Raw genomic sequence first — 15,433 nt, 5'->3', positions numbered from 1 at the left:
GTGAGCATCCTTCATCGCCCGCGGATCTCTCCATCCGGCGATAAGCCACCCCTTGCGAACCAACCGCCACTCAGCGCGGACGCATGAACCGCTGCTGAGCACGTTCGCGGTTCGTCGACTCAACCAGCCTCGTACAGGAGCTGCACCATGGCAGAAAACCTCATCCCCCAGATCGGCGACCTGCGCGGCGAGCCGCGCGAGATCGAGAACTCCGACAGCTTCGAAGTCAGGATGACCCTCGGACTCAACAACGAACGGCGGTACGACAAGAACGCTGGAGGCTGGGTCGACGGCCCTGCATCCTTCCTCGAGGTCGCCTGTTTCGGTTCTCTCGCGAAGCACATCTTGGACAGCAACTGGACCAGCGGGCTCAAGATCATGGTCTACGGCCACCTGGCCAATAACGACTCCATCGACCCCGCCACCGGCAAGACGATCCCCGCCTTCCTCCTCAAAGCGGTCCACGCCGGCCCCAGTGCACAGCGCGGCCCTGTCACCGCATCGCGGGCAGCCAAACCCCGCCAGCGACCAGTTCGAGTCGGCGACACGTTCGCCCACATCACCCGTCAGCTCCAAGAAGCGCAACGCCGCCGCAGCGAGGCTGCCGCTGAAACTCCCGCAGCGGCCTGAGTCGTGCCAGTGAGCTGGTGGACCTGCCAACGCGGATACACAGCGGATGACAGGACGAAGAGGGGTGTGCTGGCGGCATAGGCACGAGGCCCACCGCCCGAAGACGGAACCGCGACAGTCAGCCGCCAGCACGATGCTCCAGCGCCCAAGGCACACCATGCCCAATTCACTGGAGACCTTCAGACCATACCGCCCGCTCTCAGAGTCGTGCGAGGCACTTCCGAACTCTCGCATCTGGCACTCCGCGTGACGCACACCATCGGCAAGCCCAAGGGCTACGGCAGCCGCGTGCACGCCTTCGCCGCCGGCAGTCGTCCGCAACAAGCGACCATGAGGCACGAAACCTCGGCAGAACGTGCGCCCACAGTCGGCCCGGAACTACGCGGTCCCCGACGCCGGACGGCCGAACATCCCGTCTGACGATGGTGAAGACCCGAAAACGGTAGCTGATTCCGATGTTCGACTCACCTACGGAAGCGCTGAAAGGGGCGGCGCATTGTATGGGCCGGTGACGGCCTGTCAAATCGCCTGTCCAATGATTTTTGGCGCCCGAATGGCGCGGGGCCCCTACCGCCACGCAATTCGGGCGCCAAAAATCATCGGCCATCCCGTCGATTTGACAGACCGCCACCGACCCGCGGTCAGTAAGACAAGGGCAGGCCCCTGGCCTGCCCTTTTGTGACGCGCCGCCCCTTTCATCACTGCCTCGCAATTGCCAGACTTCGCAGGCGTTAAACAGCAAAAAGAAGCCAAATTATTGCTGATGATGGCCGCAAACGACTTGCATTGACGGCCCGTTCTTTATAAGATCGAACCGCAAGAAAGAAACGCACCGGGGACCGCGACCCCCGGTGACCCAAAAGACACCACAAGAGGTTAATTCTCATGAAGAACGACGCTTCCATTTCGGAAATCCTCGAAGAAATGGACCTGATGCTCGACCTTGGCGGATTCGCTGAAGCCCGCGAACTGGCCGCCGAGATCCTCGACACCGCAGACCCCGACACCCTTGAAGTGCTCGCCCGAATCGCGTGGACCCGCGAGCACCACCACAACACCGTTGACGCCCGGTTGCGCGACGCGTGGAAGCGCAGCAACGACGAACACCGCGAACTCATCGAAACGTGCGTCACGCTGTACATCGAACCCACCACGCCACCCGCCGAGGTCAAGACCCCCGACAACCCCGAGGTCTTGCGCGCAGACGTACACCTCCCGGTCCGCGCCAAAGCATCAGAGCTGCGCACCCGCCGCGCGAAGGACCACGCCGACTTCGGCCCCATCCGCCGCAAGTTCGACCCCTCCACCCGCATCGGCCGCAGGACCAAAGAGGAAATCGCGACCGCCATTCGGTGCGCCAGGACCGCCCACACCTACCAGTGGAGCCGCGCAGGCGTCGACGACCAGCCCCCCATTGCCGAAACGCCGTTCAACTACGAGATCGACTACGACAAGGCAGCCGTTCCCGCCATCCGGGGTCACCTGTGCGTCTACTGCTGGTCCGAACGCAGTGCGGAGGACAACCGCAACCACAACGACGGACTCTGTGACTGGTGTCGGAGCGCCAACCGCCCAGGCCTGCCAACCCTGCCCGCCACCGCGTGGCGCGACGAGGTCATCACCGCACGGTGCAAGTTCATCGCCAACACCTTCACCCGCAAGACCGCGCTAACCATGCTCCGAAACGAGATCCCCGCATACGCGCCCGCCGACCAACACGACATGGTCACCCTGGTAGGAGCCAACTTCGGATGGGAAGCCGACAAGCCCACCACCCGAATCACGCACTACGCAACCGCCGCATAACAACCCTGCCAGAGCCGGTGACGCACGCTCCCCAAGAGTGCGTCACCGGCCAGCGCCGCGCGCGAAGCCGGGGTGTGCCGGGCATCGAGCCCGGCACACCCCGAGCGAGGGCTGCCGCCCTCGCACACCCGCCGCCTGCGGCGCATCGGACCGCCTGCGGCGGCGCACTTCACTCGCGGCCGCCATGATCAACAGCTGGCACCGGCGCGTCGACCACACTCGAACTCATCGACTCCCGCTCACCCGCGCCCCCGTGCGTGCCGAGTTCAGAAGTCGGATGCGAGTCGCGCTCGGGCGATCCGACCTCACTGGCTGACTGCTCATCAGCTTCGCGAGCGCGTTTTGCCCATCGTCGCAGCACCGCCAGCTGAATCCCCGTGTGCCTGTGCAGCTCGGTATCCCGAAAAGTCGCGCCAATCGCACCGAGCGTCGCCCCGGTCAACGCCTTAACCACCGACCGCCCCGCAGCAAGTTCCCTCGCGTCGATCTTCGCGTCCTCTGCGGCCAGGTCCTGCTCCAGCTTCTCTCGCAGAGCCTGCTTACGACGCTCTGCTGCCTCCAGCTCCTTCGCAGCGGCGGAACCTGTCGCCGCCACCGCCAACACGGCTTCCTGCCGCGCCCGCCGCCGCTGTTGCTCCTCGGTCCGCAGCTCTTGCCTGATCTGTCGCGCGGTCTTCACCCCAACCCCCTCCGGAGTGGTCGGTCTCCCGATGCGGACCATAGGACACACGCGCCACCACGCGCCCAAGCAAGCGACAGGAGCACGACGCACACGCACGCCAGCACCGGGCCAGGCGGATCCGCCTGGCCCGAGGAAGTCGACGGCCCTGCGGGCCGGCAGTACCCGTGCTGATCGCTGCGCGATCAGGCGCAGGCGCTTTGCGCCTGCGAAGGACAACTACTTTGGACTAAGGTATCGCTATCGCGATACGAAGAAGATGATCTTCTAACCCTCCCACGCGCAACGCGACGGGAGAGGTGTGTCCGGTGTCCTGGGTGACACCGATCGGTAGCGCTCCAGAGCAGATCGACTACCGGCTCGGACAGCAACATGGCTGTGTCGTAGGCATTTCCGGCGACGCCCAACTCGAATACCGCACGGACGCCGAACGGCCGCTCATCTGGATCGGCCAAGCCCTTGCCGACCTCGGCGTCGAAGCCGGGACAGAGCTGACACCGGAACAGTTCCCGCTCGCCCGAGCCATGATGGACGGCTACCACCCCCGCACCGGCGAGCAGCTCGTCGAGCACAAACTCGGTGTGCCGGTCGAAGCCAAAGTGCCTGTCGCACAGCTCGTTCGCATGATCGAGGGCGTCGCGCGCGAGGCCAAAGTGGACGTTTCCGAAGTCCTCCGCCATCGCCAAGGCCGCTGGGCCGGAGCCGCCTCCAAGCGCATGCTCGACATGTTCAACCGCGCCAAACGCGCGGTTGCACGCCAAGGCGAAGTGGCCATGCTCCGCGCCGACCACGCCGGCCAGCTTGCAGACGCCGCAGAACTACGGCTCACGACGGTCTGGGAGCCCGGAGTATTCGAAGCCGCAGCCGCGAAGCTCAGCAAGACCGTCACGATCACCGCCGAGGACGGAACGCAGAGCGAGAAGGTAGTCGACAACCGGATCATCGTCGGCAACCGCGGCTACGACATCACGCTCACCCTGCCGAAGAGCTTCTCAGTACTCCGCGAATTCGTCGACGAGGAAACCGGCAACGCCCTCGACGTCATCTACATCGAGGAAGGCGCAGCCACCTTCGGCTGGCTGGAGACCAACACCGCCTACGGCATGCGCGGCCACCACGGCGACGGTTCAACGGCCATCAAGGTGCCCGGCAACGGATTCGCGGGATGGGCCATGATCCACCCCGCAGCCCGGCCCGCGGCCGGACGAACTCACGGCGACCCGCACTGGCACGTGCACTACACCGTCGCCAACATGACCAAAGGCCCCGATGGCCAGTGGAGCACTGTAGCGGCTGGCGGACGTGACCTCATGCGACACATCCCCGCAGCTGCGAAGCTCCTGCATGGCAGTGTCCGACACGTCTTCACCCAGCGATACGGCATTGCCTGGCGCCGCTCCGAACGCACCGACCAATGGGAAGTCGCATCCATCCCAGACGCCGCCATCAAGGAGTTCTCACAGCGCGGCGCCGACATCCAGGCCATGCTCCTCGACCTCGGCTTCACCGAACAGGACGCCTCGCGCTCGGTAAAACGCATGGTCAAGCAGGAAACTCGTCGTGCGAAGGAGAACTCCACAGAGCCACAGTCGACACGCCGCGAGCACTATCGACAACGCGCCCTCGATGCCGGCCTCGACCCAGATCTGATGGTGCAGAACGCACACGTCCCGGTGATGCCAGAGGAGGCAACTCGAACCCCCACAGTCCTCGATCTCGCGATCGCGCTGCAAGACGCTGAACGCGGACTGACCGCGCACTCGCGCAGATTCTCCCGCGTTGACGCGATCGCCGCCGTCGTCGACGCCCTGCCCAACGGCGCTACGCACGCGAGCGTCGAAGCACTCACCGACCGCGTCCTGGAACACAACGGCTTCGTCCCGATCGTCCACAGCAGCAGCGACGACAACAAAGCTGGCATGGGGGAGCGCCACCAACTCGGCGCTGACCACATGGCCAACGCCCAGCTCTACACCACCGCGGACATCATCGCCGCCGAGAAGACCATCGTCGCTACGGCCCTTGCCAGCCACGACGACCAAACCCCGATCCGCGTCTCCAAGGCCACTGCGGAGCTGGCCGCTGCCACGATCGGGGCCACCAACGGGTTCGCTCTCTCTACCGAACAACGCCGCGAACTGCTCAACATCGTCACCTCCGGCCAGGCACTCGACGCACTCATCGGCGGACCGGGCTCCGGCAAGACCACCCTGATGGAAGCCGCCCGCGTCGCCTATGAAGCAGGCGGATTCGTCGTCGCCGGTACATCAACACAAGGCGTCGCCGCGCAAAACCTGCAAGCAGCCTCCGGCATCCCCAGCCGCACCGTCGCTCAATGGAGATGGCGCATCGACAACGGCAACGGCCTGGACGGCATCGATGTACTGATCGTCGACGAGGCTGGCATGACCCATGACCGAGACCGCGCCGCGCTTTACCAAGCAGCACAAGCCAGCGGCACGAAGATCGTCGAGATCTTCGACCCCAAGCAGCTCCGCGGTGTCGGCTGCGGATCCATGATCACCGTCGTCCACCAGATGATCGACGGTGGTGCGCTCCTGGACAACCGCCGCCAGGCCGACGAGGACGAACGCGCCGCGGTCGCCGCATGGCGCGATGGCAACTACACCGAAGCACTCACCTCCTGGGCCGACCGCGACCGCCTCATCATCGGCCAAACCAGCCAGGACACCACCGCCGCGATGCTCGCCACCTGGATCGACCAACGCATCGGCGCACCCGACCCACACACCGAAATGCGCGGCCTGCTCATGGTCGCCAGCACCAACGAACAAGTTGACCGCCTCAACGCCAGCGCCCAAGCCATCCGCGAAGTACAAGGCGAGTTAGGCCACGGCCGAACCTACGACCTGCCCGGCGGCCACACCGTCCACCTCCACGAAAACGACCATGTCCTCGTCCGCATCAACGAACGCAACACAGACGACCCCGACGCGCTCAACGGCTACCGCGGCGTCATCGACCACATCGACGACACCGGCCATCTCACCGTCACCTGGACTCGAGCAGTCCCCGGCGGCCACACCCGCGAAAGCCGAACCTTCGACCCCTCCTACGTCGCCAAAGGCGGCTTGACGCACGGCTACGCGCTCACCGTCCACAAAAGCCAAGGCCTCAACATCGACAAAACCTGGACAGGCGAGGACGACCAACAACGCGGTGGCGCCGTCCTCTTCCACGCCCCAGGCGCCGACAACCGCAGCTTCCTAGTCGCCACCTCACGTCACACCCAGGCCGTGTGGACCTTCGCGTCCCAGCAAGACTTTGAGACCTCACAGGACATCTACCTACTCGGCGAACCAAACTCCACCTTCGCCCGCAGACGCCGCGTGATCACCAAAATGGTCGAACGCGCCGCCGACACAGAGGTCAACGCCAACGACCGACCAGTCCTGGTCGACTTGAAGAAGCTGGACGGTCGGTTCGCTGAACGACGGGCTCTCGACCCAGACGCACCTATGGAAGAGCGCCTCCCCGTTGGCGCCGAACAACGAGCATTCGCCGAGGAGTTGCTCCGAGACATCTGGAACGGCCACCCCGGCGTTGACGCGGTGAAGAACGGAAAAGCCTTCGGTACGGTCGCCCGCTTGATCGGCCGAATGAGTTCGAGCGCGGCAGATCCTCGCAACACACTCGCACGCATCAACCCCGAGATCATGCTCCGTCCCGACGTACAGGACGCCAGCCGACTCCTCATCGCTGTACTCAAACGCGCTGAGAGTCGGACGACTGAGCCAGCACCCTCCGGTGCCGGTTCCACCCCTACGCGCGAGGCGCAGATGCGGGATCAGGTGGCAGACCTACTTCGTGAGGCCTGGGACGACCACCCAAACACTGACGTCGTCATCGCCGGCTCAGCTTTCGCCGCACTCGCACAGAACCTCGCACAAGCCGCAGACAGCGGCTACAACCCTCGAGACCTGCTCGCTGGCATAGATCCCGAAGTGGTTGGAGGAAAGCAAAATCCTGCAGCCTTCGTCGCATGGCGCATCCGAACGTCGACAACCACCGCCGCTTCCGTGACGTCGACGGTCTCTGAGTCCGCCGGCCCACATCACGCCGCTGGTCTGGAGCTTCTGATACCGAGTTACGAGCGCACAATGGCTCGACTGCAACCTCGCGCGAGCGAGAGCCCGCAAGCAGTTACGAACGGTCCCAAGGAGAACAGGATCTACGGGATGTGGCCATCCTGGTTGCCGCATCCTCCCAAGCCGACGGCTCGGGAAGGACGAGAACGAGCGCTAGCCGCCGCAGCTGCCACTGATGCCAAACGCATCCGGGCCCGAGTTGCTCACCTCGCACGTACTGCTGCGAGGGACCGTCCGGAATGGGTCGAGCAACTCGGACCCACGCCCGAAGGCGCCGCCCAGACAGCTCGGTACCTCGCCGCTCTTGCGAACCTCAGTGCCTATCGGGAACAGCACCAGATCACAACGCCGGACCCTCTCGGTGAAGGTCTGCCAGGCCATCAGGCGAACGCTGGCTACGAGGCGGCACTGGCCGCCGAGCAACAGGCCAGACGAGCCACCAAGCCCGGCTCAGGAGCAACTGAGTCCAGCGCGTCGGAACGTCCGCCGAACCGCCAAGCCGCCCAGTCAGAGTCTATGAAGGACGTCCACGAGATGCAGGCGTTCCTCAAGGCGCAGCAGACAGGCGCTGCTCGGCGCCGACAAGAGCTCCATCGCAAGCCGCAAGGTCCCGAGCAGGGGCCACGTCACGGTCACTAGGCCGCCCGTCACGAGGGCGACCTCCGAGACACGCCTGCTCATTCGAGCGGGCCCTGCACTCTGTGGCCCGTTCGTATGGCCGGAGGGTCGATCAGACGCAGCGATTCGAGAAAGGTCACCGCTTCCCTGCGCGCGTCCGTACCGCGTGCGGCCTCGAGTAATCCGAGCAGCTTGATCAGCGAGTCGTGTTGCAAGTGCGTGAGGTAGCGCAGGACTTTCGGTTGCCACACGCCGCAGGCCACGAACACTGGCTGATCCAGACCGGTGTCCACGACCACCGGTTGACCATCTGCACCTTCGCGGATGTCCAAGCGCGGAACACCCCGGACGAGCTGCCGGAACGCGGATACGAGTGCGTCGTAACGCGCGTTCTCCTGCACGGTGATCCGCTTCGCCATGCCATCAGAATCGCACGCATGTAATGGAGCTCCGCCGCGACTGCGCCATCACCGCGCCCACCCTCGATGGCCGCACGCGGCACAAGCTGCGCGGCCGGGTGTTCAAGGGCCGTCAGCTCTCCGGTGACGAGGCCGAGTGGGTCGTGCTCGACGTCGTCCACGATGCCGTGAACCTGTTGCTGCACATCAACGACGATCCGACGCATCTGTTTGGCTACCGCCTCTGGCCGACCACGCCGCCCCGGCTGGCCCGCAAGATCACCAACCGGATCATGGTGTTCCGCGAGCACGTCAACGACCTGTTCGGCTCACCGCAGAACCCGTTCATCTCCGCCGACGGCGACGCGCCATGGACCTTCACGACCCGGCAGTTCCGCCGCACACTCGCGTGGCACATCGCGCACCAGCCGTTCGGCGTCGTCGCGGGAGCCCGGCAGTACCACCACGCCAAGGTGACTATGTTCGAAGGCTATGCCGGAACCTCCGACTCCGGGTTCGCCGCCGAGGTCGCCGCCGAGGAGACGGTCGCCATGCTCGACTACGTGGAGGACCTCTACCGGGACTGGAACGACGGCGCCCACAGCGGCGGCGGAGCGGCTGAGCGGATCGATGCCGAGTTCCAGCGCATCCGACGCGAGCTGGGAGATCTGCCCGGCGTCGTGTCCGACGAGCTGCGATTGCGCACGATGCTGCGCCATCTCACCAAAACCCTGCATCCCGGTACGCTCAACGACTGCTTCTTCAACGCGGCAACCGCGGTCTGCGTCAAACGAGCCACGGTCGTCGGCCGGCCCGTCCCGCAGCACAACATGTGCTTGCGCTGTCCGAACGCCCGACGATCGGCTGTGCACCGCCCCCGGTTGGCCACCGCCCGCGACCAGGCCCTGGACTTGCAGACGTCGTGCACGAAAGCCGGCCCGGTCCCGCAGCTCCAGCACATCGCACTCACCGGCTACATCACCGAACTCGACCGTCTCATCGGCGACCTCGACGGCGAGCAGGTTCAACCGTGACCCGCGCCGCCACCCAAGTGCGTCTGCACCAGGCGCTGACCCGGTTGCTCGCAGGCCAACCCACCGCCACCGACGGCGAACTGACGGTGTCCAACCTGTGTCGGGAAGCCGGTGTGGGCCGCGACTCGTTCTACCGCTCGCCTCAGGAGTTCAAAGACGCCGTGGCGGCAGCACAGGCTAATCGCGACGCGCGTCAACCGGAACTCGTCGCACTGCGCGACGAGATCGCCATCCTCAAAGGGCAACGCAAGCAGACCGCCGGTCAACACGCCGCCACGGTGCGTGAAATGGAGGAAACGGTCAGGGTCTACGCCAACCGAATCCAGATTCTCGCCTTGCGAAATTCCGAACTGGAAGAACAGGTAGAACGACTACACCGCCGACTGACCGACACAGACCCCGACGTCACCGCGTTGCCCGACCGATCCTGACACCAGCGGAATCAATTCGTGCCGCAGCGGAGCGGCGATCCAGTCCGAGCCATGGTCGATGTTCCCAGACGGCTCATCGCAAAGCTGTGGCGGTCGGGTGGCTGCCTTCGGCATGTGGCTGGGAGGATGGGCGCGGGTCGACGTCGTCGGCCCTGTCAGGGCCGGTGGTGAGCGGACCAGGGTCAAGCTGGCCCGCTCACCACCGGTTGCACCTCGACCACCTGCAGTGGGTTGGTCGGGGTTACACGGCGGCGCTGCACCCGCAGACGCCGTCCGGGCTCACGGCGCACGTGCTGACGTCGCCCTGCCCGCCGACGACCGAGTCGAGTTCGGTGTCGGTCAGCTCCAGGATTTCCTCCATGATGGGTTCACCTCCTTCCGTTGCCGTGGGTGGTCTCCGCTGTCGCGGAGGTGGCTGGTGTGGGCACCCGCGGTGTGGTCGAGGGCTGGTCGAGTTGTGCGGTGACCAGCGCGGTGTAGTGCCCGTCGCGGGTGAGCAGTTGGTCGTGGGTGCCGGTTTCGACCAGGCGGCCGTCGTGCAGGACGAGGATCTGGTCGGCGTCGCGGACGGTGCTCAGCCGGTGGGCGATGACGATTTGGGTGCACCGCTGGTCGGCGAGGTTGCGGTGGACCTCGGTCTCCGTGACGGCGTCGAGGTGGCTGGTGGCCTCGTCGAGCAGCAGCACGGCGGGGCGGTGCACGAGGGCGCGGGCCAGGGCGAGGCGTTGGCGTTGCCCGCCGGACAGCCCGGTGCCGCGTTGGGCCAGGCGGGTGGCGTAGCGCTGGGGCATGGCGGTGATCTCGTCGTGCAGCCCGGCCAGGCGCGCGGCTCGCACGATCTCCTCGTCGGTGATCGCCGGGTCGTGCAGCGTGATGTTGTCGCGGATGGTGCCGCTGAACACGAACGGCTCCTGCAACACCACGCCGATCTGGCCGCGCAGTGCGCGGGGGTCGAGCGTGCCGGTGGCGTGGCCGTCGAAGCGGATGGTGCCTGTCGTGGGGGTGTAGAGGCCGAGCAGGAGCATCCCGAACGTGGTCTTGCCCGATCCGGTGGAGCCGACCACGGCCACGCGTTGGCCGGGGCGGATGTCGACGGTGACGTCGTGCAGAACGGCGGGGCTGTAGGGGTCGTAGCCGAAGCCGACCCGGTCGAGTTCGATCGCTCCCCGCAGCCGCAGCGGTGCTGCGTCCCTGGCGGGCTCGGGCCGCGGCTCCGCGGCGGTGTCCAGCACGTCGGCGAGGCGTTGCAGTTGCGCGCCGGCCAGTTGCAGGCGTTGGCTGTTGGCCGCGACCGAGGCCAGCGGGGTGAGGATCGCGGCGGACAGCCAGGTGACCGCGAGCATGGTGCCGGGTGACAGGGTGCCGTCGAGCACGCGGGTCAGGCACAGCCACAGCACCAGCAGCGGCGTCACGAAGCGCAGCGTCGAGGTGACCGCGTCGATGGTGGAGGCGAGGTAGCCCCGGCGCAGGGTGACCGAGGTCCAGGTGGACACCAGGGTCGACAGCCGGCCCATGGCTCGGTCCTCGGCTGCGGCGGCCTTGACGGTGGACATGCCTTCGAGCATCTCCACCAGGTAGCCCTGGGCCTCGGACTGCGTGGCCAGGTCCAGCGCCATCCGTTCGCGCACCATCCGGGTGGTGCTCCACAACAGCACCACCACGGCGACGGCGACGGCCAGCACCGCGAGCGCGACGGTCAGGTCGACGAAGAACAACAGACCGAGGTAGGTCAGCACCAACACGGCATCGAGCAGGGAACCCAGCGTCTGCCCGGTCATCAGCTCGCGCAGCATCGCGATGCTGCTGAACCGGGTCACCAGGTCGCCGGTGCTGCGTTGTTCGAAGAACCGCATCGGCAGCCGCAGCAGGTGGGCGCTGAACCCGAGCAGGGCCTGGGTGTCGAGCCTGCCCTGCAATGCGACCAGCAACGCCGCCCGCAGCAGACCGGTGACCAGTTGCGCGACGGCCACGACCAGCACGCCCAGGCCGAGCAGGGTCATCAGTGAGGAGTCCCGCAGCGTGCCCGTCTCGTCGATCACGAGCTTGGTGGCCAGCGGCATCGCGACCACCAGCGCCTGCGCGACCAGGCTGACCAGCAGTACCTGCGCCAGCAGGCTGCGTGTGCCGGGCAGGGCGAGCAGCGAACGCAGGTAGCGATGCCAGAACGGTTCGGGGCGCCGACCGCCGGGCTTCGCACCCTCGCCGGGTCGGATGCTGAGCACGACCTTGCCCAGCCCGGCGGCGAAGTCCGCCGGTGGCAGCCGGCGTCGTCCGAGCCGGGGGTCGACCAGGTCGACGCCGCGGTCGGAGATGCGTTCCACGACGACGAAGTGGTCGTCCTCCCAGTGCGCGATCACCGGCAGCGGCAGCTGGTCGAATACGGCCGGGACCGCCGGGTAGCCGCCAGCCGGCAGGCCCAACTGCTTGGCGGCACGGACCATGACGCCGGCGCTGATCCCGTCACGCCCGACCGGGCACAACCGCCGCACCTCCTGCGGCGAGATCACGTGGCCGTGGTGGTTGAGCACCATCGTCAGGCACGCGACGCCGCACTCGGCACGGCTGGCCTGCAACACCACCGGAACCCTGCTGCGCCGGCGTGGGAGAAGGTCGAGCATCACAGGACCGTCCCGATGCCCACGCCGATACCGGCCAGAACCAGCAACGCGACGGCCAGGACGAGCCACATCAGGCGCACCGCCGAGGGACGGGCCTGGTCGGGCAGCAGGTCGTGGTCCCGTCCTGCGAGCCACCGTGCGGCCTCGTCGCCGAACAGCACCCGATCGTTGCCGCTGCCGCCGGGTAACGCGGCGGATCCGCTTGTCGACGGCATCACATGTCCTCCGCCTGCTCGGCCGGCGGATCGATCTGTGCCTGTGGCGACAGGGGCTGCGGGGGCGCTTCGCCCAGATCGATGACGGTACCCAACCGGCGCATCGCCTCGCGGTCCACCGAGTAGTAGGCCCAGCTACCGCGCTGCTTGCGTTGCAGTAATCCGGCGCCGACGAGCTGCTTGAGGTGGTGGCTGATCGTGGACTGGGGCATGCCCATCGCGACCTGGATGTCGTAGACGCACGCGGCGAACGGACTGGACACCAGCAGGTTCATCAGCTGCACCCGCGTGGGGTGCGCCAGGGCCTTGAACACCACCGACAGGTCGTGGGCCTGGTCATGGGACAACCGCGGCGTGGTCAGCGGAACACTGCAGTGCGGCGCGTCCGCAGAGCGCGTCTCGACGATGTCCAAGCCGATGGCCTTGCCCGAGGTTGCCACAGTCGCCCATCCCCCACATCGAATACTGTCGATCCGCTTGCGATCGAACCTTCTCGATGTGACCGAGAGTAGAACCATCGTGGCGGGATGCGCAATCCCCTGTCACTGCCGACTGGTCAAGAGCCAGGTGACAGAGGACCGCGACATCAACCCGTCACGCGAACTGGGCCAGCTTGCTCTCATAGAACGCCTTCATGCCGGCGTTGGCCTGCACGGTGACCTTCAACGCCTCCACGAACTCTCCGACCTCGGCGCCCGGCAGGACCGCCAGCATCCGGTCGGCCGCGATGCCGGTGAACGTCCGCATGCCGATGCAGCCCAACGCCATCCTGGGCTGCTGGGACTCCATCGCCAACGCCAGGGCGGTGCATCCCGGACGCCCGGACACCTGACCCGCTTCGGCGGTCCAGTTCGCGTTGCCGGACGCCTCGTTGTAGACCATCGCCTGCGCAGGGGTGAGCCACAGCAGCACAACGTCCGGCTCGACCGGCAGGTCCGCCAGCGGCCCGTAGACCACGCCCGCCCCCGCCTTGCGCACCGACGGGATGTTCGCGGCCTCCGACATCTCCAAGTACTGCGCGTCGCACATCGACTGCACCAGGCCGCCCAACTCGGCGTTCACCTCCTCGGGCATCTCGAAACCCATCACCATCGCCCCGACCGGACAGTTGAAGTGCTCCGCAGCCTCGGCGTAGAAGACGCCCTTCTCCGCCACGCGCCACATCGCGCAACTGGACGGCACCGGGCGGCCGGTGTCCGCGACCCCCTCCGGGCGCGTGTCGACCTTGGACAGCGCGACCGGCGGCAGGTCGAGCGAGAGCAATTCGGTCAGGGTGGTGGCCAGCTCGGGATGACTCATCAACTGCATCCTTTCGACGTGGAGACTTTCGACTCGGCCCGCATCGCCGGATGCGGCGAAGTCAGGGCGTGACACAACGCATCACCGCAGACATGACAGGTGAACGCGCAAATATGCGACAAGCGAGCACGGCTGACCAATGGTCAGACATGTCGCCGTGCACCCGCTCCCACATGTACCGCGCAACGTCGTCGGACATCGTCGGACCGACTCAACGTCATGATGACGTTCCCCCTGAATGGCCTTTCGGCATGCCGAATGCGCATGCCGAATGCGCAGTCTGAACCCTTCCGTGATCGGTGTCATACCCGCCAGACGGGTGCACTTTGCTGGGGCCACCAAGGGCCTGCTGTGTGACTCTCCGCCAAGACAACACGACCGGTACACCCATGCGGGGTGTTTCATTTGCTCTTGCGGCCTGAATGGTTCCTGTGTCCGGGAGCAGCCGTATGTCGTCGCGGCGGCGGGAGTGTCGCTACGGCAGGTGCCGGCCGATCCGCCGTAGGAATGCGCCCAGGGCACCGCGCTCGTGCCAACCCTTCCTGATCACCGCACACACTCCGGCGCGTACTCGGCCGAGGAGGGACGGGTGCCGCTCGTCGTGGCGCTGACCGCACGACGTCGTAACCATCGCGCACCCCACACGCCGGCCTCGGGATGCCGGCCGAAGCGCGGCAACCCGGACTTCGGATGCTCGCCATCGCAGCACCATCAAGCGGCTGGTGGGACGCCGACCGCTTCGGGATAGACGGTCATCGTGGCCTCCGGACGATGGCAAGCAGTACTGCAAGGCCCACCAGCATGGAGGGAGTCAGTGCGATCGATCGATTGCGGACACATCGGCGATGTGCACGAAGCAGGTTCACCGCGATCACGGCGACGGTCGATCCCGATCGCTTCCGCGGCGACTCCGTTCGGTGGCCACGCGTACGGCAGGGGTTGCGATTGCAATGTCGCCGTCGGTTCCGCAGAGACGGCGGGCACGTCGCCTGCGGTGGACAAGGCGAGCAATGACCACGACCACGACTGCCACCAGCACGGCCACGGGCAGGACGTGAAGGGATCCCGACCAGGCTGCGATCGCGGAGATCCCGCCACCGAGCAGGACCAGTTTCAACCCGCAGCAGGCGAGCACGGCCACGAGGACTCCGATTCCGCCGCGGGATGCGGAGCGGAACCCGGCGGGAATGCGTGGACCGGTGCTCATCGGATTGCCGTGTCGGGTCCGCGGGCGTCGATGCGCCCGCAGGCGGTCACGGCGGTGCAGTTGTCGGTCGCCAGCGAGCGAGCCAGGCCGACGAGGTCGGCGACGCGGGGATCGTCCACCCGGTAATAGCACCAGCGCCCTTGCCGTCGGGCCTGGATGTAGCCGCAGTCGGCCAGGCAGGCCAGGTGGACCGAGACCCGGCCCTGGGACAACTCGACGTGGTCGACGCACTCGCTCACCGTGCGCTCGCCGTCGAGCAGGAACTCCAGGAGGCGCAGGCGGGTGGGGTCCCCCAGTGCGCGGAAGAACTTCGCCACGACTACGGGCTGCTCGCCCCTGCCGGGCACCGGGACGACGGTCAACTGTGCGGATGAACCTGCGGGAGCCAT

Annotated in this window: 12 protein-coding genes; 5 read left to right on the top strand and 7 right to left on the bottom strand. The window is 66.5% G+C overall.

The genetic code is table 11. The annotated features are described in order from the left end of the window. Positions 1-147: 147 nt before the first annotated feature. Both DFR72_RS05940 and DFR72_RS05935 read left to right on the top strand, forming a co-directional pair. A complete protein-coding gene (locus tag DFR72_RS05940) occupies positions 148-630 on the top strand; it encodes a single stranded DNA-binding domain-containing protein (protein ID WP_090063659.1) in 483 nt (160 codons plus the stop codon). Between the two features lie 885 nt (positions 631-1,515). Further along, complete coding sequence (locus DFR72_RS05935) at positions 1,516-2,436, top strand: hypothetical protein (protein ID WP_143086614.1); 921 nt, start codon at positions 1,516-1,518, stop codon at positions 2,434-2,436. Positions 2,437-2,605: 169 nt separating this feature from the next. Here DFR72_RS05935 and DFR72_RS05930 read toward each other — a convergent pair whose 3' ends face one another. Further along, entirely contained in the window at positions 2,606-3,115 is a 510-nt protein-coding gene (locus tag DFR72_RS05930; protein WP_114773612.1) for a hypothetical protein, read from the bottom strand. Between the two features lie 308 nt (positions 3,116-3,423). Here DFR72_RS05930 and mobF point away from each other — a divergent pair, with 308 nt between their 5' ends. Continuing rightward, positions 3,424-7,863 carry a MobF family relaxase gene (gene mobF / locus DFR72_RS05925; protein WP_170176139.1) on the top strand — a complete coding sequence of 1,480 codons (4,440 nt, stop codon included), beginning with the start codon at positions 3,424-3,426 and terminating at the stop codon, positions 7,861-7,863. A 38-nt stretch (positions 7,864-7,901) separates the two neighbouring features. Here mobF and DFR72_RS05920 read toward each other — a convergent pair whose 3' ends face one another. Further along, the gene (locus tag DFR72_RS05920) at positions 7,902-8,261 is read right to left on the bottom strand and encodes a hypothetical protein (RefSeq protein WP_090063663.1); all 360 of its coding nucleotides are present in this window, start codon (positions 8,259-8,261) and stop codon (positions 7,902-7,904) included. Positions 8,262-8,404: 143 nt separating this feature from the next. Between DFR72_RS05920 and DFR72_RS05915 the strand changes: the two genes are divergently transcribed. Together DFR72_RS05915 and DFR72_RS05910 are read left to right on the top strand one after the other, a co-directional pair. Next, positions 8,405-9,274, top strand: coding sequence for a hypothetical protein (locus tag DFR72_RS05915; RefSeq protein WP_211335319.1), 870 nt, complete (start codon positions 8,405-8,407; stop codon positions 9,272-9,274). Next, entirely contained in the window at positions 9,271-9,705 is a 435-nt protein-coding gene (locus DFR72_RS05910; RefSeq protein ID WP_090063664.1) for a hypothetical protein, read from the top strand. The genes DFR72_RS05915 and DFR72_RS05910 overlap by 4 nt, the downstream gene beginning before the upstream one ends. A 368-nt stretch (positions 9,706-10,073) precedes the next feature. On the opposite strand, the gene DFR72_RS05905 is transcribed toward DFR72_RS05910, so the two are convergent. The 5 genes from DFR72_RS05905 to DFR72_RS05885 form a co-directional block, all read right to left on the bottom strand. After that, on the bottom strand, positions 10,074-12,323 hold the full coding sequence (locus DFR72_RS05905) for a peptidase domain-containing ABC transporter (protein ID WP_143086615.1): 2,250 nt from the start codon (positions 12,321-12,323) through the stop codon (positions 10,074-10,076). Next, a complete protein-coding gene (locus DFR72_RS05900) occupies positions 12,323-12,538 on the bottom strand; it encodes a hypothetical protein (protein ID WP_143086616.1) in 216 nt (71 codons plus the stop codon). Before DFR72_RS05900 ends, DFR72_RS05905 begins: the two co-directional genes overlap by 1 nt. Next, positions 12,538-12,978, bottom strand: a complete 441-nt coding sequence (locus DFR72_RS05895; RefSeq protein ID WP_211335318.1) for an ArsR/SmtB family transcription factor — start codon at positions 12,976-12,978, stop codon at positions 12,538-12,540. The genes DFR72_RS05900 and DFR72_RS05895 overlap by 1 nt, the downstream gene beginning before the upstream one ends. Before the next feature lie 154 nt (positions 12,979-13,132). After that, on the bottom strand, positions 13,133-13,837 hold the full coding sequence (locus DFR72_RS05890; protein ID WP_170176138.1) for a DUF169 domain-containing protein: 705 nt from the start codon (positions 13,835-13,837) through the stop codon (positions 13,133-13,135). Between the two features lie 1,203 nt (positions 13,838-15,040). Further along, positions 15,041-15,433: an ArsR/SmtB family transcription factor gene (locus tag DFR72_RS05885; protein WP_090064471.1), complete on the bottom strand. Its 393-nt coding sequence runs from the start codon at positions 15,431-15,433 to the stop codon at positions 15,041-15,043.

This window comes from Lentzea flaviverrucosa, from assembly GCF_003350445.1.
GTDB classification, from domain to species: Bacteria; Actinomycetota; Actinomycetes; order Mycobacteriales; family Pseudonocardiaceae; genus Lentzea; species Lentzea californiensis.
The sequence above is the reverse complement of the archived record's forward strand: the minus strand, read 5'-3'. Positions and strand labels throughout refer to the sequence as shown.